This window comes from Chlorobaculum sp. MV4-Y (assembly GCF_025244685.1).
Taxonomy (GTDB): domain Bacteria; phylum Bacteroidota; class Chlorobiia; order Chlorobiales; family Chlorobiaceae; genus Chlorobaculum.
In genome coordinates, this window is record NZ_CP104202.1 from 72,501 (window position 1) to 93,198 (window position 20,698).

Annotated in this window: 13 protein-coding genes, 4 tRNA genes and 1 pseudogene (1 of these 18 running past the window's edge); 16 read left to right on the top strand and 2 right to left on the bottom strand. The window is 56.3% G+C overall.

The annotated features are described in order from the left end of the window. Positions 1-1,228, bottom strand: partial view of an elongation factor G gene (fusA, locus tag NY406_RS00360; protein ID WP_260534563.1) — the 5' portion only. It extends 851 nt beyond the left edge of the window; 1,228 of the gene's 2,079 nt are visible here — the first part of the coding sequence; its start codon is at positions 1,226-1,228; the stop codon falls past the left edge of the window. Positions 1,229-1,479: 251 nt separating this feature from the next. Between fusA and eno the strand changes: the two are divergent. From eno to rpoC, 16 genes and pseudogenes are all read left to right on the top strand, one after another. Then, a pseudogene (gene eno, locus NY406_RS00365) lies at positions 1,480-2,792 on the top strand (phosphopyruvate hydratase). A gap of 87 nt (positions 2,793-2,879) precedes the next feature. Next, positions 2,880-3,176 (top strand): septum formation initiator family protein, encoded by a 297-nt coding sequence (locus tag NY406_RS00370; protein ID WP_260534565.1) that lies wholly within the window; start codon positions 2,880-2,882, stop codon positions 3,174-3,176. 204 nt (positions 3,177-3,380) lie between these two features. Further along, complete coding sequence (ispG, locus tag NY406_RS00375) at positions 3,381-5,465, top strand: (E)-4-hydroxy-3-methylbut-2-enyl-diphosphate synthase (RefSeq protein WP_260534568.1); 2,085 nt, start codon at positions 3,381-3,383, stop codon at positions 5,463-5,465. Then, positions 5,462-6,253 (top strand): SDR family NAD(P)-dependent oxidoreductase, encoded by a 792-nt coding sequence (locus tag NY406_RS00380; protein WP_260534570.1) that lies wholly within the window; start codon positions 5,462-5,464, stop codon positions 6,251-6,253. The genes ispG and NY406_RS00380 overlap by 4 nt, the downstream gene beginning before the upstream one ends. Positions 6,254-6,422: 169 nt before the next feature. Further along, positions 6,423-6,495 (top strand) — tRNA-Thr (locus tag NY406_RS00385). A 16-nt stretch (positions 6,496-6,511) separates the two neighbouring features. After that, a tRNA-Tyr gene (locus NY406_RS00390) sits at positions 6,512-6,593 on the top strand. 20 nt (positions 6,594-6,613) lie between these two features. Beyond that, a tRNA-Thr gene (locus tag NY406_RS00395) sits at positions 6,614-6,686 on the top strand. A gap of 23 nt (positions 6,687-6,709) precedes the next feature. Beyond that, positions 6,710-6,782, top strand: a tRNA-Trp gene (locus tag NY406_RS00400). A gap of 53 nt (positions 6,783-6,835) precedes the next feature. Continuing rightward, positions 6,836-7,027: a preprotein translocase subunit SecE gene (gene secE, locus NY406_RS00405; RefSeq protein WP_260534572.1), complete on the top strand. Its 192-nt coding sequence runs from the start codon at positions 6,836-6,838 to the stop codon at positions 7,025-7,027. A gap of 27 nt (positions 7,028-7,054) precedes the next feature. Continuing rightward, the gene (gene nusG / locus NY406_RS00410; protein ID WP_260534574.1) at positions 7,055-7,630 is read left to right on the top strand and encodes a transcription termination/antitermination protein NusG; all 576 of its coding nucleotides are present in this window, start codon (positions 7,055-7,057) and stop codon (positions 7,628-7,630) included. Positions 7,631-7,684: 54 nt separating this feature from the next. Next, on the top strand, positions 7,685-8,110 hold the full coding sequence (rplK, locus tag NY406_RS00415; RefSeq protein ID WP_260534577.1) for a 50S ribosomal protein L11: 426 nt from the start codon (positions 7,685-7,687) through the stop codon (positions 8,108-8,110). 66 nt (positions 8,111-8,176) lie between these two features. Beyond that, positions 8,177-8,866 (top strand): 50S ribosomal protein L1, encoded by a 690-nt coding sequence (gene rplA, locus NY406_RS00420; protein ID WP_411267094.1) that lies wholly within the window; start codon positions 8,177-8,179, stop codon positions 8,864-8,866. Positions 8,867-8,890: 24 nt separating this feature from the next. Further along, entirely contained in the window at positions 8,891-9,409 is a 519-nt protein-coding gene (rplJ, locus tag NY406_RS00425) for a 50S ribosomal protein L10 (RefSeq protein WP_260633712.1), read from the top strand. Between the two features lie 55 nt (positions 9,410-9,464). Next, positions 9,465-9,845, top strand: a complete 381-nt coding sequence (rplL, locus tag NY406_RS00430) for a 50S ribosomal protein L7/L12 (RefSeq protein WP_260534581.1) — start codon at positions 9,465-9,467, stop codon at positions 9,843-9,845. A gap of 415 nt (positions 9,846-10,260) precedes the next feature. Beyond that, positions 10,261-14,166, top strand: coding sequence for a DNA-directed RNA polymerase subunit beta (rpoB, locus tag NY406_RS00435; protein ID WP_260534583.1), 3,906 nt, complete (start codon positions 10,261-10,263; stop codon positions 14,164-14,166). A gap of 91 nt (positions 14,167-14,257) precedes the next feature. Beyond that, on the top strand, positions 14,258-18,730 hold the full coding sequence (gene rpoC, locus NY406_RS00440; protein WP_260534585.1) for a DNA-directed RNA polymerase subunit beta': 4,473 nt from the start codon (positions 14,258-14,260) through the stop codon (positions 18,728-18,730). 616 nt (positions 18,731-19,346) lie between these two features. Here the strand turns inward: rpoC and accC are convergent. Further along, complete coding sequence (gene accC / locus NY406_RS00445) at positions 19,347-20,690, bottom strand: acetyl-CoA carboxylase biotin carboxylase subunit (RefSeq protein ID WP_260534587.1); 1,344 nt, start codon at positions 20,688-20,690, stop codon at positions 19,347-19,349. Between the last annotated feature and the right edge of the window lie 8 nt (positions 20,691-20,698).

A 20,698-nucleotide genomic window follows, 5' to 3' on the forward strand; every position in this document is an offset into this window, starting at 1 on the left:
TGGCCGAGGAGAGTACCGGTTCCGGAAAGATGATCGGGCTGATCCGGCAATCCACCCCTTTGTCGGCGAGCGTGTCGTTGGTGTGCGAGTTCTTTAGCTTGACCACCATGCCGATGTCGCCTGCCAGCAGCTTGTCCACCGGAATCTTTTTCTGTCCCAGCATTGTGTAGACCTGCCCGAGCTTTTCGAGTTGACCGGTCTGGACGTCGATCAGTTCGTGTCCGCTCTCAACGTGCCCCGAATAAACGCGAATGTAGGAGATTTCGCCCACTCTCGGCTCCGACATGGTTTTGAAAATAAAAGCGATGGTCGCGCCGTCGGGATCGGGAGGCAGCAGCTTTTCGTCGTTCATGACCGAGCAGAACGCATGTTCCGGGCCGCGCTCGATGGGAGAGGGGCAGATGTTGACGATGGCGTTCAGGAGTCTTTCGGAGCCGATGAGGTGGAGCGGGGAGGTGCAGAACACGGGGAAGAAGGTTCGGGTGATGAGGGCCGATTTGATGCCGGCCCGAAGCTCGTCTTCGGTGAGCGTGCCGACCTCGAAAAAGTGGTTCATCAGCTCCTCGTCGGTTTCGGCGACCGCTTCGACCAGTTGCTGGTGCAGCTCTTCGGCCTTTTTGCGGTACAGGTCGGGAATCTCGGAAACCACCATGCTGTCGGGCTTGTCGGGGTTGAATTCGAGCTGCTTCATCAGAAGCACGTCGATCAGGATGTGGTGTCCGAGTCCCTCCTCAGCCGGAAACTGGATCGGCGTGACCTGGCTACCGAAGTGGTCGCGCAAGGCGTCGATGGTCGTGTCGTAGTCCGCGCGGTCGGCGTCAAGCTTGGTGAGCACGAACATGGTCGGCTTGTAGTACTCCCTGGTGTACTCCCATACTGTGTCAGTGCCGACCTCTACGCCAGTTGCCGCATTGACCGTGATCAGCACCGTATCGGCGACCCGCATGGCCGATTTGACGTCACCGTGGAAGTCGAGCAGTCCCGGGGTATCGATGATGTTGATTTTCTTCTCATTCCATACGCCGTGAATGAGGCTGGTGTTCAAACTGTGCATTCTCTCTGTCTCGTCGGCAGCGTAATCTGACAGAGTCGTACCCTCTTCAATGCTGCCGAGCCGGTTAATGACTCCCATGCAGAGGGCGAACGATTCGCACAGCATGGTTTTTCCGGTGCCGGAATGGCCGGTAACGACAATGTTCCTCAATTGATCCATTGGAACAGCTTGCATGTCTTTACTCCTTTCTTGGATTGGTTTAACGGAGCCGCCTGCTTTTGGCGATTTCCAGACTGACAGAGCGTCGCGCGGAAGAGTCAGTCTCGGGCAGCATTTGAAAACTTAGTGAAAAAAAGTGGCCTTCGCTACCCGGCGGGAGGGAAACCTATTTTGTTATCGATAAAATGAGATACGATTTCCGAACAATGAGCACCATTGCGTATCTTTTCAGTTCTGTTCTTCATTCAATTCTAAATACCCGAACCATGTCAGTCATCACCAGGATTCACGCTCGTCAGATCATGGACTCGCGCGGCACCCCGACCGTTGAAGTCGATGTCTATACCGAAAGCGCTTTTGGTCGCGCGGCCGTGCCAAGCGGCGCTTCGACGGGGGTTCACGAAGCGGTCGAGCTGAGGGACAAGGACAAGAGCGTTTTTCTCGGCAAGGGGGTGCTCAAGGCTGTCGAGAACGTCAACACCCTGATCAACGATGCTTTGCTGGGTATGGACGTGACTGAGCAGGAGGCTATCGACGCGAAGCTCATCGAGCTTGACGGTACGCCGAACAAGTCGAAACTCGGCGCGAACGCCATTCTCGGCGTTTCACTCGCCTGCGCCAAGGCCGGAGCCGAATATTCGGCCCTGCCGCTCTATCGCTACATAGGCGGCACGACGGCTAAAACCCTGCCGGTGCCGATGATGAACGTGCTCAATGGCGGCGCGCACGCCGACAATACGGTCGATTTTCAGGAGTTCATGATCATGCCGATCGGCTTCGAGCGCTACTCCGATGCGCTCCGGTGCGGGGCAGAGGTGTTTCACTCACTCAAGTCACTCCTACACGATCGCGGCCTGAGCACGGCGGTGGGTGATGAAGGTGGATTCGCTCCGAACGTCGAGTCGAACGAGCAGGCCATCGAGCTGGTGATCGAGGCCATCGGTCTGGCCGGTTACAAAGCGGGAACTCCGACCGACAAGGGCGGACTTGGTGACGGTCACGTGATGATTGCGCTCGATCCGGCCAGCTCCGAGTTTTACGACGCCGAAAAGAAAAATACGTTTTCAAGAAATCCTCCGGACGCGAACTTTCGTCAGAAGAGATGGCGAGCTACTGGGCCGACTGGGCGAGCCGCTATCCGATCATCTCCATCGAAGACGGCATGGCCGAGGATGACTGGGAGGGCTGGAAGATGCTCACTGAGAAGATCGGCGGTCGTGTCCAGCTTGTGGGCGACGACCTGTTCGTGACCAACAGCAAGCGCCTCGCCGAAGGCATCGGGAAGGGCGTTGCCAATTCGATCCTCATCAAGGTCAATCAGATCGGCACGCTCACCGAAACACTTCAGGCCATCGAGCTGGCCAAGCGCAATGGCTACACCTCGGTCATCAGCCATCGCAGTGGTGAAACCGAAGACATCACCATCGCGCAGATCGCCGTGGCGACCAACGCCGGGCAGATCAAGACCGGCAGCATGTCACGCTCCGACCGCATGGCCAAGTACAACGAGCTTCTCAGAATCGAGGAAGCGCTTGGCAGCACGGCGGTCTATCCTGGGATTACGGCCTTCCGGGTCTGACGGCGGCGGATTGCTGTTTTTGGAACCATTTCGAGGCGCCATGCCTGTCGATCTGGCAGGCATGGCGCTGAAAACTGCTACTGGCTCATGACAAAATACCTGACGGAACTCTGGGACCTTATCCGGCTGAATCCGAAAAAGTCCGTGATTCGGCTCCTCCTCGCGCTTGCGGCCATCGGGTTCGTCTTCGGAGACTACGGCCTTGCGACCCGCATCAGTATGGAGCTGGAGAACCGGAAGCTCGAAAAGCTTCAGGCCGAAGAGCAGGAAAAGATCGTTGAACTTCGCAGCACGATCAAAAATGCCTACCAGCCTGACAGTGTCGAAAAGGTCGCACGGGAGCGTTTCAACTTCCACAAAAAGGCGAGACCGTTTTTATTATAAGGGAAAAGTGACGCTGGACATGGACTGAGAGTGGACGTTGTGGCCAGATAGTGAACCCAAAGGCATAGCCTGCCCGGTTTTCATCTTTTATTCACAATTCGGCATTTATTGTTCTCTTTTCCCCCGTCTTTCCCCCGGTTTTTATTTATCCCGGCCATTGGCTACCTTCAGGATCATCTTCAATCACTTTCAACCAGCCTTCTTATGAGCGAAGAGCGCCTTGTTTCGGGCAATGTCATCGATTATCCGACACCGGTGTACAGTTATCGCCGGCGAGTTACCAGGGAAGTGCCCTTCGGGACGATCTCCCTTGGCGGATATTTGCCGATTCGGGTGGAGTCCATGACCACCGCTCACACGATGGATACGGCGGCTTCGGTGGAGCAGTGCCGGCGCTTGTACGAGGCGGGGTGTGAAATCATCAGGTTAACCGTGCCGACCGAGAAGGATGCGGAGAATCTCAAAAACATCCGTGAGCAGCTCCGGCGGGATGGTATCGATACTCCCTTGGTGGCTGATATTCATTTTTCAGCCAAAGCTGCAATGAAGGCGGTGGAGTTCGTCGAGAACATCCGCGTCAATCCGGGCAACTACGCTACCGGCGCGAAGTTTTCGAGCGAGGAGTACACCGATGAGGAGTATCGCGCCGAACTTGACAAGGTGCGCGAGGAGTTCACGCCGCTGGTGCGGAAGGCCAAGGCGCTCGGCGTTTCGATGCGCATTGGCACCAACCACGGCTCGCTCTCCGACCGTATCGTGAGCCGCTACGGCAACTCGCCCGAAGGCATGGTCGAGGCGGCGCTCGAATTCTCCCGAATCTGCGAGGACGAGGGCTATTACGACCAGCTCTTTTCGATGAAGTCCTCGAACGTCCGGGTGATGATCCAGGCCTACCGGCTGCTCGTCGCCCGCGCGGATGCGGAGCTGCGTTACGCCTATCCGCTGCATCTTGGTGTGACCGAGGCGGGCGATGGCGATGAAGGGCGCATCAAGTCGGCGATGGGCATCGGCGCGCTGCTCGAAGATGGCCTCGGCGACACTATTCGCGTGTCGCTGACCGAGGATCCAGTCAACGAAGTGCCGGTCGGTTTCGCTATCGTCAAGAAATACAACGATATGCTGCTGGTGCGGGGTGACCGGGCGCATCTTCCGGTCAAGCACGTGGTCGAGCACGAACGCAAGAACGCCGGGCATGTGCAACTGCCGTTCGAGCCATTCAGCTACTCGCGGCGCCCTTCCATCAGCATCGATGGTGCGGGCATACCGGTCGGAGGCGATGCCTTGCCCGGGGTTGAAACTGCCGCCCATGCGCCAATTACCGATACGGAATCGCTCCGCGAAGAGATTCTCGGGAGGCTCGATCCGGACAAGCCAGCGGACGCGATCCGCTCGGAGCTGGTGAGCGTTGGGGTCGGCAGCGCCGAGGATATTCCCCTGCTTGAGGGGCTGCTCGATTCGCTTGGTGGTTTGCGCGAAAAGATCGTCGTTTCGACTGCCGATACCTCGATTGTCCCGGCGCTGTTGCCGCTCTGCGGACGGGTGCGGGTCGATATTGTCGAGGGTGAAACGCTTGGCACCGGCTTGATTGAATCGCTCCACGATCGGAACGCCGCTATCGAGTTCTGCTTTATCCACGAAAAATCTTCGGAGAATGTGCCTGCCGAGGTGCTGGTGCGTCTCGCTGCCAAGCTGAAAGCGAGAGGTTTGCAGCGGGTCATGCTCTCTATCGTTTCCGATGCGCCGCTCTATTCTACCAGAAAGCTCGCGCTCGAGCTGAAAAAAGCCGGGATCGACTATCCGCTCGCCGTGCGTTACCGTCGGCTCGACGGGGAGCGTTCCGGCGTGCTGATCCAGAGTTCCATCCAGGCGGGCACGTTGTTCTGCGACGGCATCGGCGACCTCATTGCGCTTGAGACAAATATGCCGGCCAGCGAAGAGGTGAGTCTCTGCTTCAACATCCTTCAGGCGGCCAGAATCAGGATGTCCAAAACCGAGTTCATCTCTTGCCCCGGATGCGGCCGAACCTACTTCGAGCTTGAAAAGATCACGGCGCTCATCAAGCAGCGGGTCTCTCACCTCAAAGGCTTGAAGATCGGCATCATGGGCTGCATCGTCAACGGCCCCGGCGAAATGGCCGACGCCGATTTCGGCTACGTCGGCTCCGGCAAGGGGCGCGTCAGCCTCTACGTCGGCAAAGAGTGTGTCGAGGAGAACATGCCGGAGGCAGAGGCGCTTGAGCGGCTGATTGAGCTGATCCGGCAGAACGGCAAGTGGGTCGATCCTGTATGAGCTTTTATACGCTGATTACGGGCGCGTCCACCGGTATAGGCAGGCGACTTGCCGAAGAGTTTGCCCGAATGGGTGACAACCTCGTGCTGGTTGCCCGCTCGCAGGATAAGCTCGACACGCTGGCTGCGGAGTTGCGTCGCTCATGCGATATTGAGGCGCAGGTCTGCTGCCAGGATCTTGCTGAGGCTGGCGCGGCGTCGAAGGTTTTCGGATTCTGCGAGGAGAGAGGGCTTGCCATCGACAAGCTGGTCAACTGCGCCGGGTTTTCCATAGCGGGCAACTTTGAGCGGATGGACGAAGAGGCGTTCGTGCAGATGGCCTCGGTCAATATGGTCGCCGTGGCCGCGCTGATCCGCCGGTTTCTTCCGGCGATGCGCGCCCGCCGCCGGGGCGCGGTGGTCAACATCGCCTCGCTGGCAGGATTCCAGGGCGTGCCGGGCATGGCTTGTTACTCCGCCAGCAAGGCGTTTGTGGTCAATCTGACCGAAGCGCTCTCTATCGAGCTTCAGGGCACTGGCGTCCGAATCTTCGCTGTCTGTCCCGGCTTCCTCGACAACGATCTCTTTTACAGCCGTGCCGGCCACGACCGGAGCCGCATCGTCACGCCGGTTTCCAGTCCGGAGGTGGTCGTGAAGGCTGTCCGCACAGGGCTTGCCGGTAAACAGATGCTGATTATGCCGACTGTTCTGGATCGTCTCATGATTTTTTCCCAGCGTTTCGCACCACGGAAAATCGTGGTGTTGCTGGCCGATATCTTCGCCGGAGCCAGGGAGAGGGGGGGAGAGTAATGAGTGATGACGGTACGTGCCGTGTGGTTTTCCTGTCGCGATTTCCGTCATTTATGCTCATTCCGTCAATTAAGTTCACTTTAGCCGCGGCTTTTCCTGAAATTTTATTTTTCCTTTTGCATTTTTTTATCGGGCTGTTATATTACCAGCCCTGTATTTTTAGTGAGCTGCTGGTGTAGCTCAATTGGTAGAGCAGCTGACTTGTAATCAGCAGGTTGCGGGTTCGAGTCCCATCACCAGCTCGACGCGCCAGTACATGGGTAGGTAGCGAAGCGGTCAAACGCAACAGACTGTAAATCTGTCGACATATGTCTTCGGAGGTTCGAATCCCCCCTACCCACTTGCTTTTGTTGGTGACAAGCTGATGTAGCTCAGTCGGTAGAGCACTTCCTTGGTAAGGAAGAGGTCATCGGTTCAAGTCCGATCATCAGCTCCGGTTCCTGGAGGAGCGGTTATACGTCAGTAGCTCAATTGGTAGAGCAGCGGTCTCCAAAACCGCAGGTTGGGGGTTCAAGTCCCTCCTGACGTGCAGACAGGCTGGATTCGAATGCTGTTCACGATCTTTTACCTCGTTGCTCAATCATGAAGAAATATATCGAGAAGGCTGATAAGTACTATCGTGATGTTGTCGGCGAGATGCGCAAGGTGTCGTGGCCGACAAGGGAAGAGGTGACGGATATGACGGTTGTTGTGTTGACGGTTTCAGGCATTCTTGCTTTGTTTACCTTTGCAGTGGATTGGGTCATCAGTACGGTGATGGGAAAATTATTGTAAGATTAAGGAGATTTTCGAGGTAACGAGATGAGCGCCAAAAAACAGGTGGTGAAAGAACAGCATCCCCCGCAACTTCATTGGTACGCTCTCAGGATCTATTCTGGCCATGAGCGCAAGGTCAAAGAGAGTATCGAGATGGAGGTCGAGCGATGCGGTCTTTCCGAAAGCATCAAGCAGGTTTACATCCCCTACGAACGTTTCGTCGAGGTTAAAAACGGCAAAAAGCGCAGTCTGACCAAGAACGCGTTTCCCGGCTACGTGCTGATCGAAGCCGTGCTCGACAAGCAGACCCGAAACCTGATCATGGATATTCCATCGGTCATGGGCTTTCTTGGCGTCGATGATAATCCCACTCCTTTGCGTCCCGATGAGGTAGAGAAGATTCTCGTCCCCGATGGAGCGGTAGAGCACCGTGCGGTGGTTGAGGCTCCTTTCAAGGTTGGCGATTCGGTCAAGGTGATCGACGGGCCATTTAGTTCGCTGACCGGGATTGTGCACGATGTCTGCACCGAGCGGATGAAGGTCAAGGTCATGATCAACTTCTTCGGCAGGAGCACCCCGACCGAACTCGATTTCTCCCAGGTCAAGCCGGTTTCGCAGTAACAGGGAGCACAGAACTCGTAATATTCATTCAAGCTGTTGAAAGAGAGATAATTTATGGCAAAAAAGATAACAGGGTTCATCAAGTTGCAAATTCCTGCAGGAGGTGCGAATCCTGCTCCCCCCGTCGGTCCGGCGCTCGGTCAGAAGGGTGTGAATATCATGGAGTTCTGCAAGCAGTTCAACGCCAAGACGCAGTCTGAGGCTGGCATGATCATCCCCGTGGTGATCACGGTCTACTCCGACAAGTCCTTCACCTTCGTCACCAAGACTCCGCCTGCCGCCGTGCTTCTGCTCAAGGAAGCCAAGCTGCAGAAGGGTTCCGGCGAGCCGAACCGCAACAAGGTTGGTACGGTCACGATGGATCAGGTGCGCAAGATCGCTGAGCTGAAAAAGCCCGATCTGAACTCCGTTGATCTCGAAGGTGCGACCCGGATGGTTATGGGCACGGCCCGCAGCATGGGTATCGTCGTCGAGGGCTGAGAAGCAAGTTTTTTTTCGTGGGAGGCCTGACAAGCCGCTTTTACAACCACTAATATCATAATGTCAATGGCAGGAAAGAATTACAGAAACGCAAGTGCGAAGGTGAGCCGCGCTCAGGAGTATGAGCTCGCGGAAGCCATCGAGAAGGTCAAGGAGATCACCACCACCAAATTCGACGCTACGGTCGATGTCGCCATGAAGCTCGGGGTCGATCCCCGTCATGCCGATCAGGTCGTTCGCGGTACGGTGATGCTTCCACACGGTACGGGTAAAACCGTCTCCGTCCTGGTTGTCTGCAAAGAGAACAAGGCTGAAGAGGCTCGTGAGGCTGGTGCCGATTTCGTCGGATTCGAAGACTATATCGAGAAAATCCAGAACGGCTGGACCGATGTCGATGTGGTCGTTGCGACTCCCGATGTCATGGGTCAGCTCGGCAAGGTTGCCCGAATCCTCGGCCCACGCGGCCTGATGCCGAATCCGAAATCGGGTACGGTCACGATGGATGTCGCCAAAGCCGTCAAAGAGGTCAAGGCCGGTAAAATCGAGTTCAGGGTTGACAAAGCGGGCAACATCCACGCCCCGGTCGGCAAAGTCTCTTTCGACAGCGCAAACCTTGCCGCTAACATCACCAGCTTCATCAAAGAGGTTGTTCGCCTGAAGCCATCGGCTGCAAAAGGCCAGTACCTCCAGGGGATCACCATTTCGAGCACTATGTCCCCCGGTGTGAAGGTGAAGAAAGATAAATTTGTTGCCTAACATTAAAGACTGTGCACTGATATGATGAAGCGTGATACAAAAGAGCAGATCGCTCAGGAAATAGCAGAGAAGTTCCAGAAGTCGCAGGGCTTCTACTTTACCGAGTTCCAGGGACTCGATGTCCAGAAGATGGGCCAGCTTCGCCTCGAATTTCGCAAGGCTGGTATCGAGTACAGGGTTGTCAAGAACACCCTGATCAAAAAGGCGCTCAAGGATGCCGCCGATGCTGACAAGCTGGCAGCCGGTCTGAAGAACACCACTGCAGTGGCGTTTGCTTACGATGATCCGATTGCTCCGGCAAAGATCATCAAGAAGTTCAGCAAAGATAACGACGCGCTGAAGTTCAAGATGGCCTCGATCGATGGCGCGGTGTTCGGCCCCGATTCGCTGCCGCAGCTCTCCGAGATGCTCAGCAAGACCGAGAATATCGGTCGCCTTGCCGGCCTCGTGAACAACATGGTTGCTTCTGTGCCGATGGTCATGAATGCGGTGATGAGAAACCTCGTTTCCGTGATCGATCAGGTCGGAAAGCTCGAGAAATAAACGAATTACGCACTCAAAGCTTCAATATTTTCAATTCAAACTGAGAGAGGAAATAATGTCATCTATCGAAACCCTTGTAGAAGAGATTGGTAAACTTACCCTTACCGAAGCTTCAGAGTTGGTGAAAGCACTTGAGGAGAAGTTTGGCGTGAGCGCTGCTCCTGCCGTTATGGCTGGCGCCGTTATGGCCGCTCCTGCCGGTGAAGCTGCCGCTGCAGAAGAGAAGACCGAATTCGACGTCGTGCTCAAGTCTGCCGGTGCCAACAAGATCAACGTCATCAAGGTTGTCCGTGCCATCACCGGTCTGGGCCTGAAAGAGGCCAAGGACATGGTTGACGGTGCTCCGAAGACCGTCAAAGAGGCTGTCTCCAAGGACGAGGCCGAGAAGATCGCCAAAGAACTGAAAGAGGCTGGCGCTGAAGTTGAGCTGCAGTGATTCTTCACCAGGCGAAATGACAGACAAGCTCCGTGCCGACCCGGGACGGAGCTTTGTCCGTTTGTGTAAATGAATGCATATGTTTTCCGTCCGGCGGCACCATATCCGCGGATGGATATCCACTCCGGAAAGGGTATTTGCGAATCTTGTAGTGACCAAAGGGTACCACTGATTACTGTCGTGAGCGATTCGATTGACGCCGGAGTGCGGAGCCTGAATGTGCCGTCCTGTCGGAACATGAGGAGTGCAGCGCCAGGCGACAGTACCGGTTGGAGCGCGGAGCAAAGAGGGCGCGAGGCTGATGCCGCTGAAGTGTGATGTGGCGGAAACCGAGCGGAAAAAGCCCGAAAGAGAGAATTGCCCATAAACTGTTAAGTACTCCCTGCAATTGACTAAAAGCGAGGTGCATGTGAAAGTGGCTGATGCAACACCAACACCCTGTATTGACTTTTCTAAGATCCAGAGTATCGTAACCCCCCCCGATCTTCTCAAGGTACAGCTCGATTCGTTTCATAATTTCATCCAGGACAGCGTTCCCCTTGAAAAACGCAAGGATCAGGGCCTTGAAAAAGTGCTCAGGAGCGCCTTTCCCATTACCGATACCAGGGGGCTCTATCTCCTGGAATATATTTCCTACAGCTTCGACAAGCCCAAGTACACCGTTGAGGAGTGCATCGAGCGCGGTCTGACCTATGATGTGTCGCTCAAGATCAAGCTCAAACTCTCCTACAAGGACGAGGCTGATGAGCCGGACTGGAAGGAGACCATCCAGCAGGAGGTCTATCTCGGCAGGATTCCCTACATGACCGAAAGGGGTACCTTTATCGTCAACGGCGCCGAGCGCGTCGTGGTGGCGCAGCTTCACCGTTCGCCGGGCGTGGTGTTCAGCGAGGCGGTGCATCCCAACGGCAAGAAGATGTACTCGGCCAAGATTGTGCCGACCCGCGGTTCCTGGATCGAGTTCCAGACTGACATCAACAACCAGATTTTTGTCTATATCGACCAGAAGAAAAACTTCCTGGTCACGGCGCTGCTCAGGGCGATCGGTTTTGCCAAGGATGAGGATATTCTCGGACTGTTCGATCTGGTCGAGGAGGTCGAGGTTTCGTCCAAGAGCTCGAAGCGCGAACAGCTTCTGGGCCAGTATCTGGCTTCCGATATCATTGACATGACGACCGGCGAGGTGGTTCCTGCAAGGGCAGCCATCACCGAGGAGATCATGGACCAGATCGTTGCGGCTGGCTACAAAACAGTCAAGGTGATGAAGACCACCTCTCCCGAGAAGGGTGTGGACAAGTCGGTCATTATCAACACGATTCTCAATGACAGCTCCGCCACCGAGGAAGAGGCGCTTGAGATCGTCTACGAAGAGCTTCGTTCCAACGAAGCGCCGGACATCGATGCTGCCAGAAGCTTCCTCGAACGCACCTTCTTCAACCAGAAGAAGTACGATCTCGGCGATGTCGGACGCTACCGCATCCAGAAGAAACTCCAGACCGAGCTTTCCGATTTCACGAACTATCTCGCTGGAAAGCCAGAGCTGAAGGAGCTTTCTGATGCCATTTACGCACGCATTCTCCAGACGATCAGCACCTACTCCGAGGAGCCGATCGGCGACGATATTCTCGTGCTGACCCACTACGATATCATTGCGGTTATCAACTATCTCATCAAGTTGGTCAACGGTATGGCCGAGGTCGATGACGTCGATCACCTGGCCAATCGCCGCGTGCGCTCGGTGGGCGAGCAGCTTGCCGCGCAGTTCGTGATTGGTCTGGCGAGGATGGGCAAGAATGTCCGCGAAAAGCTCAACTCGCGCGACACCGACAAGATTGCTCCGGCTGATCTGATCAACGCCCGTACCGTATCCAGTGTGGTGTCGAGCTTCTTCGCCACCAGCCAGCTCTCGCAGTTTATGGACCAGACCAACCCTCTGGCCGAAATAACCAACAAGCGTCGCGTCTCGGCACTTGGTCCAGGGGGTTTGACCCGCGAGCGTGCAGGCTTCGAGGTACGTGACGTTCACTACACCCATTATGGCCGTCTCTGCCCGATCGAGACCCCTGAAGGTCCGAACATCGGTCTGATCTCGTCGTTGTCGGTCTATGCCGAAATCAACGACAAGGGCTTTATCCAGACCCCGTACCGCGTGGTCGATAAAGGTCTGGTGACCGACAAGGTGCTGATGCTTTCCGCCGAGGATGAGGAGAACAAGATCACCGTGCCGGTCAGCATTGAACTCGACGAAAACAACCGGATCGCCGCCGAATCGGTGCAGGCCAGAACCAAAGGTGACTACCCGCTGGTGCTTGCCGAGGAGATCAACTACATGGACGTCTCTCCGGTCCAGATTGTCAGCGCGGCAGCTGCGCTCATTCCGTTCCTTGAGCATGATGACGGTAACCGGGCGCTCATGGGCGCGAACATGCAGCGCCAGGCAGTGCCGCTGCTTGTGCCCGACGCCCCGGTCGTTGGCACTGGCATGGAGGCCAAGGTGGCCCGTGATTCTCGCGCGGTGATCGTAGCCGAAGGCCCCGGCGTGGTGCAGTGCGTCACGGCGGATCGCATCGAAGTGCGCTACGACCTCGATCCGGAAAACAATACAGTCTCCCTTCTTGATCCCAACGAGGGCGTCAAGGTTTACACGCTCATCAAGTTCAAGCGCTCCAACCAGGACACCTGCATTTCGCAGCGTCCGCTGGTACGTAACGGTCAGAGGGTCAATACCGGCGATGTGCTGGCCGACAGCTCCTCGACCGACAATGGCGAGCTGGCGCTTGGCAAGAACGTGCTGGTGGCCTTCATGCCCTGGCGCGGCTATAACTTCGAGGATGCCATTGTGCTCAGCGAAAGGCTGGTTTATGACGACGTCTTCACCTCGATCCACGTGCACGAGTTCGAATCGAACGTGCGTGATACCAAGCGTGGCGAGGAGCAGTTCACCCGCGATATCTACAACGTCAGCGAGGATGCCCTGCGCAACCTCGACGAGAACGGCATCGTGCGAATCGGCGCCGAGGTCAAGGAGCGCGACATTCTGGTCGGCAAGATCACCCCGAAAGGCGAGAGCGACCCGACACCGGAAGAGAAACTGCTGCGTGCCATCTTCGGTGACAAATCGAGCGACGTGAAAGACGCCTCGATGCACGTGCCGGCTGGTATGAAGGGCATTATCATCAAGACCAAGCTCTTCAGCCGCAAGAAGAAGATCGGCATGGACGTCAAAGAGAAGCTCGAGGCCATCGACAAACAGTTCGATCTGAAAGAGGCCGATTTGCGCAAGCGCTTTGCCAAATGGATGAAGCAGCATCTCGACGGCAAGAAGAGCGCGGCGATTACCAGCGATAAAGGCAAAGTGCTCGTGCCGGAAGGCACGGTCATTGGCGACGAGCTGCTGGCCAAATTCAACGGCCTGCCGTTCCTCGAATCGATCGATCTCTCGAAAGGCATTGTGAGCGGAGCGAAGACCAATGAAAACGTTGTCCGCCTGATTCGCGAATATCGCCTCAAGCTGAAAGATTTGTCCGATGAGCGCGAGAACGAGAAGTACAAAATCAACGTCGGCGACGAATTGCCGCCCGGCATCGAGGAGCTGGCCAAGGTCTATATTGCCCAGAAGAGGAAAATCCAGGTGGGTGACAAAATGGCCGGCCGTCACGGTAACAAGGGTGTGGTCGGCAAGATTCTGCCGATCGAGGATATGCCCTTCATGGCTGATGGAACTCCGGTCGATATCGTGCTTAACCCGCTCGGTGTGCCGAGCCGTATGAACATCGGCCAGCTCTATGAAACCTCGCTTGGCTGGGCTGGCAAGAAGCTCGGTGTCAAGTTCAAGACCCCGATCTTCAACGGTGCGACCTACACCGAGGTGCAGGAGTACCTTGAAAAGGCCGGTCTGCCTAGGCACGGCAAGGTCAAGTTGTTCGACGGACGTACCGGCGAGCAGTTCCATGATGAGGTCACGGTTGGCTACATCTACATGCTCAAACTGAGCCACCTGGTCGATGACAAGATTCACGCCAGGTCCATCGGCCCATACTCGCTCATCACCCAGCAGCCGCTCGGCGGTAAAGCGCAGTTCGGCGGCCAGAGGTTTGGTGAAATGGAGGTGTGGGCGCTCGAAGCCTACGGCGCGGCCAACATTCTGCGCGAGATGCTCACGGTCAAATCCGATGACGTTATCGGCAGAAACAAAACCTATGAAGCGATTGTCAAGGGACAGAATCTTCCGGAACCCGGAACGCCTGAATCGTTCAACGTTCTTGTCAGGGAGCTGCAAGGTCTTGGCCTCGAGATCAGGATCGACGACAGAGTGCCCTGAACAGATTAAACGGCGCGCCGGAGCTGTGCTCCGGCAAGCGCATAACAGTTACGAGGATAATTTCAAGGTTGTTTTAACAGGGATATCGACCATGATATTTTCACAGGGATCATCACCGCTCAAGGGTGATTTTTCGAAGATAAAGTTCAGCATCGCCTCTCCGGAGAGCATTCTGGCCCATTCGCGTGGCGAGGTGCTCAAGCCGGAAACCATAAACTACCGCACCTTCAAGCCGGAACGTGACGGCCTGATGTGCGAAAAAATATTCGGCCCGACCAAAGATTGGGAGTGCTACTGCGGCAAGTACAAGAGGGTGCGCTACAAGGGCATCATCTGCGACCGCTGTGGCGTGGAAGTCACCACCAAAAGCGTGCGCCGCGAGCGCATGGGCCACATCTCGCTGGCCGTGCCAGTGGTGCACACCTGGTTTTTCCGCTCTGTGCCGAGCAAGATCGGTGCGCTGCTTGACCTCTCGACCAAGGAGCTCGAGCGCATTATCTATTACGAAGTCTATGTGGTTATCAACCCTGGCGAGCCGGGCGAGAAACAGGGTATCAAGAAGTTCGATCGACTCACCGAGGAGCAGTACTTCCAGATCATCACCGAGTACGAGGACAACCAGGATCTCGATGACAACGATCCGGCCAAGTTCGTCGCCAAGATGGGTGGTGAAGCGATTCACATGCTGCTCAAAGGGCTGAACCTCGACGAGATCGCGGTGAATCTGCGCAAGGTGCTCAAGGAGAGTGGCTCGGAGCAGAAGCGCGCCGACGCCCTCAAGCGCCTCAAAGTGGTCGAGGCGTTCCGTAAAAGCTATGAGCCGCAGAAGCGGATCCGCAAGAAGTCAACCGGCCTGTTCCTCGAAGAGGAGTCGCCGGAGCTGTATATCTACGAGGGCAACAAGCCCGAATACATGGTGATGGAGGTCGTGCCGGTCATTCCGCCGGAGCTTCGTCCTCTTGTGCCGCTTGAAGGCGGCCGCTTCGCCACCTCAGATCTGAACGATCTGTACCGCCGCGTGATCATCCGTAACAACCGTCTCAAGAAGCTGATCGACATCCGCGCTCCCGAGGTGATTCTGCGCAACGAGAAGCGCATGCTGCAGGAGGCTGTCGATGCGCTGTTCGACAACTCGCGCAAGGCCAATGCGGTGAAGACCGGCGAGTCCAACCGTCCGCTCAAGTCGCTCTCCGACGCCCTCAAGGGCAAGCAGGGCCGTTTCCGCCAAAACCTGCTCGGTAAGCGTGTTGACTACTCCGGCCGTTCGGTTATCGTGGTTGGTCCGGAGCTGAAGCTGCACCAGTGCGGTTTGCCGAAGAGCATGGCTATCGAGCTGTTCCAGCCGTTCGTCATCCGCCGCCTCGTCGAGCGTGGCATCGCCAAGTCGGTCAAGTCGGCCAAGAAGCTCATCGACAAGAAAGACCCGGTGGTCTGGGATGTGCTCGAAAAGGTGATCGACGGTCGGCCGGTGTTGCTGAACCGCGCACCGACCCTGCACCGTCTCGGCATTCAGGCGTTCCAGCCGACCCTCATCGAGGGCAAGGCGATCCAGCTTCATCCGCTCGTTTGTACGGCATTCAACGCTGACTTCGACGGTGACCAGATGGCCGTGCACGTGCCGCTCTCTGAGGAGGCGCAGCTCGAAGCGTCGCTTTTGATGCTCTCGTCGCATAACCTCATTTTGCCGCAGTCCGGTAAGCCGGTTACCGTGCCTTCGCAGGACATGGTGCTCGGTATGTACTACCTCACCAAATCCCGTCCTGGCGACAAGGGCGAAGGCCAGCTCTTCTATTCGATGGAAGAGGTGATTATCGCCTACAACGAGGAGCGTGTGGGGCTTCATGCGCAGATTTTCGTGAAGTACGACGGCAAGGTCGATCAGGTGTTCGACCCGGTGCGCCTGGTCGAGTCGATGCTTCCGGAAAATCAGGAGGAGAAGAAGGCGTGGCTGAAGAGTCAGATCGAGCAGAAAAAGCTGCTGGTCACCACGGTTGGCCGAGTGATCTTCAACCAGCATGTGCCTGAAAAGATCGGCTTTATCAACAAGCTGATCAACAAAAAGGTGGCCAAGGAGCTGATCGCCCAGCTTTCCAGCGAAGTTGGCAACGTCGAGACGGCGCATTTCCTTGACAACATCAAGGAGGTCGGTTTCGGCTACGCCATGCGCGGCGGTCTCTCTATCGGCCTGTCCGATGCGATCGTGCCTGAAACCAAGGTGAAGCATATCAAGAACGCCCAGCGCGACAGCGCCAAGGTTATCAAGGAGTATAACCGCGGTACGCTGACCGACAACGAGCGTTACAACCAGATCGTTGACGTCTGGCAGAAGACCTCGAACCTGGTTGCCGACGAGTCGTACGAAAAACTCAAGAAGGATCGTGACGGCTTCAACCCGCTCTACATGATGCTTGATTCGGGTGCCCGAGGCTCCCGCGAGCAGGTGAGGCAGCTCACCGGCATGAGAGGTCTGATCGCCCGTCCGCAGAAGTCGATGTCCGGCCAGCCGGGCGAGATTATCGAGAACCCGATCATCTCGAACCTCAAGGAGGGGCTGACGGTGCTCGAATACTTCATCTCGACGCACGGTGCGCGTAAGGGCCTTTCCGATACCTCGCTCAAGACGGCTGACGCCGGTTACCTGACGAGGCGTCTGCACGACGTGGCGCAAGACGTGATCGTCACCATCGACGACTGCGGCACCACCCGTGGTCTGCACGTGGAGCGCAACATCGAGGAGGAGACCAGCGGCCAGATCAAGTTCCGCGAGAAGATCAAAGGCCGCGTCGCCGCTCGCGACATCGTCGATGTCACCACCGACAATGTCGTGGTGAAGGCTGGCGAGATCATCACCGACGAACTGGCCGACCTGATCCAGGACACGGCGGGCGTCGAAGAGGCGGAAATCCGCTCGGTGCTTACCTGCGAATCCAAGGTGGGTATCTGCTCGAAGTGCTACGGCACCAACCTTTCGGTGCACAAGCTGGTCGAAATCGGTGAGGCTGTCGGCGTGATCGCGGCGCAGTCCATTGGCGAGCCGGGTACGCAGCTGACGCTCCGTACGTTCCACCAGGGCGGTGCGGCGCAGGGCGGTATCTCTGAAACCGAGACCAAGGCGTTCTACGAAGGTCAGGTCGAGCTTGAAGATGTCAAGAGCGTTGAGCACTCCATCATTACCGAGGACGGCGTCGAGGAGACCCGGCAGATTGTCATCCAGAAAAACGGCAAGCTCAACATCATCGACCCCGATTCTGGCAAGGTGCTCAAGCGTTACGTCGTACCGCATGGCGCGCACATCAATGTGATGCATGGCCAGATCGTGCGCAAGGATCAGGTACTCTTCAGCAGCGAGCCGAACAGTACCCAGATCATCGCCGAAATGCCGGGTATCGCCAGGTTCATCGACATCGAAAAAGGCGTTACCTACAAGGAGGAGGTTGATCCGCAGACCGGTTTTGCTCAGCACACCATTATCAACTGGCGCTCCAAGCTGCGTGCATCCGAGACTCGTGAACCGCGCATCGCCATTGTGACCGAGTCTGGAGAGATCAGGAAGACCTATCCGGTGCCGATCAAGTCTAACCTCTATGTCGAGGACGGCCAGAAGATCGTGCCTGGCGATATTATTGCCAAGGTACCGAGGAACCTCGATCGCGTCGGTGGTGACATCACGGCCGGTCTGCCGAAGGTGACCGAGCTGTTCGAGGCGCGTATCCCGACCGATCCGGCTATCGTCTCTGAAATCGACGGTTACGTGAGCTTTGGTTCGCAGCGCCGCAGCAGCAAAGAGATCAAGGTCAAGAATGACTTTGGCGAAGAGAAGGTGTACTATGTACAGGTAGGTAAGCACGTGCTTGCCACCGAAGGGGACGAGGTCAAGGCGGGTGATCCGCTGACTGACGGCGCGGTCTCACCGCAGGACATCCTGCGCATCCAGGGCCCCAACGCCGTGCAGCAGTATCTGGTCAACGAAATTCAGAAGGTGTATCAGATCAACGCTGGCGTGGAGATCAACGACAAGCACCTTGAGGTGATTGTCCGCCAGATGCTGCAAAAGGTGCGCGTTGAAGAGCCGGGTGATACCGATCTGCTGCCGGGCGACCTGATCGACCGAAGCACCTTCATCGAAGCCAACGAAGCCGTGGCCGAAAAGGTCAGGGTGATCGACCGTGGTGACGCTCCGGCAAGGATCATTGAGGGCCAACTTTACAAGCAGCGAGACATCACCAAGCTCAACCGCGAGCTGCGCAGGAACAACAAGTTGCTCATCACCGTCGAGCCAGCGCTTCAGGCAACATCGCATCCTGTGCTGCTGGGTATTACCAGCGCCGCGTTGCAGACTGAAAGCGTCATCTCGGCGGCCTCGTTCCAGGAGACCACCAAGGTGCTGACCGACGCTGCTGTCGCGGGCAAGGTTGATCACCTCGCTGGTCTGAAAGAGAATGTCATTGTCGGCAAGCTCATTCCGGCCGGTACGGGTTTGCGCAAATACCGCTCAATCCGGCTTCGCAACAACGGAGCTGAAGAGGCTAAAGCTGTTGAGTCAGCATCAGCCGAGGAGAACTGAGTGTAAGGCGAGAGAAATAACGGCATCTTATTTAGAGCAATGCCGCCCTGTAACTCAAACAGGGCGGCATTTTTTTTGTGCAATGTTGAATCTTGAATGCAACAACTTTTGTTCTTGAAACCCTCGGCGACCGAAGCTTCCTGTAACGGAATCCGCTTGGACGCAGCTTCAAGCCGGCGGATCGGAGCAGTGGCCGCGAGTATTCCCTGAGAATGCTTCGTTGTTTTCTCGAAAGCTGAAAAGTCCCGAAAATCCCGGCAAGCTTATCAGCAAGAGAGAGCAGCGAACTTCAATACCAGCCGTAAGCTGAAGGTTGGGGTTGGCGGAGGGCAATACCTGAATCGTCGAATCGATACCATGACGGAAGTGTAGCAGGCTATGTGCGCTAAGGATCGAAGAAAATCAAGCCGCAGCCTCAAATGGCCCTTCGCCACGGCAGAGGCTTGGATAAAATTGAGCCTATGGACAAGTCAGGCATAGGGTTGGTTGCTTCGGGGATTTTCTACCGGAAACATAATGATCAAACCCTGTAGCCATTCAGTAAATAAATGGCTACAGGGTTTGAAAATGGTCGGGTGCAGTATGAAGAGAGGTTATGAGTTCTCTTTGTTCAGGGTTACAATTTTTCGAACCTGAAGCTATCGAGGAAGCTCGTGTCAAACTCTCCACTTCGGAACACAGGGTCGTGCATGACCTGTTTGTGGAAGGGAATGGTGGTTTTTATCCCCACGACGATGAACTCATCGAGCGCTCTGGACATGCGGGCGATCGCTTCGTCCCGGTTATGGGCGGTGACGATGAGCTTGCCGATCATGGAGTCGTAGTTCGATGGCACGACGTAGCTCGCGTAGCAGTGCGAATCGATCCGGACACCAGGGCCGCCGGGCGTGTGAAAGACCTGGATTTCGCCGGGCGAAGGCCTGAACAGGTGTTCGGGGTCTTCGGCGTTGATGCGGCATTCGATGGAGTGGCCCCTCGGCTCAAAGCTCCTTCCGGCAAGACTTGCTCCATCAGCGATACAGATCTGCTCGCGGACAAGATCGACGTCGTAGCGCTGCTCGGTCACGGGATGCTCCACCTGGATTCGCGTGTTCATCTCCATGAAATAGAACTTCTTGTGCTTGTCGAGCAGGAACTCGATGGTGCCGGCGCCTTCGTAGTTGATCGCTTTGGCTGCTGCGATGGCTGCCGCTCCCATCTCCGCCCGAAGCTCTTCGCTGACCACCGGCGACGGGGTCTCCTCGATCAGCTTCTGGTGGCGGCGCTGCACGGTGCAGTCGCGTTCGCCGAGGTGCACCACGTTGCCGTGCTGGTCAGCCAGAATCTGGATTTCGATGTGGCGTGGATTTTCAAGGAACTTCTCGATATAGACGCCGCTGTTGCCGAAGGCCATGCCGGCTTCGCTCTGGGCGGTTTTGAGATTCTTTTCGAGCTGGCTTTCTTCGTGAACCACCCTCATGCCTTTTCCGCCGCCCCCAGCCGTCGGTTTGATAATGACGGGATAGCCGATCTTTTTGGCGGTCTTGATGGCGTGAGCCACATCTTCGACCAGCCCTTCACTTCCCGGAACGACTGGCACGCCTGCCGCGATCATGGTCGATTTGGCGGTGTTTTTGTCGCCCATCCTGTTGATCATGTCAGCCGAGGGACCGATGAACTTGATATTCGAGGATTGGCAAACTTCCGAGAAATCAGCGTTTTCAGCAAGGAAGCCGTAGCCGGGATGAATGGCGTCGGCGTTGGTGACTTCAGCGGCGGCGATGATTCGCGGAATATTCAGGTAACTCTCTCTCGAAAGTGGCGGCCCGATGCAGACCGCTTCGTCGGCATACCTGACATGAAGGGAATCGGCATCGGCGGTCGAATAGACGGCCACGGTGCAAATGCCCATCTCGCGGCAGGTATGCATGACCCGCAAGGCGATCTCCCCACGGTTGGCTATGAGTATTTTCTTGAACAAGGTGCAGT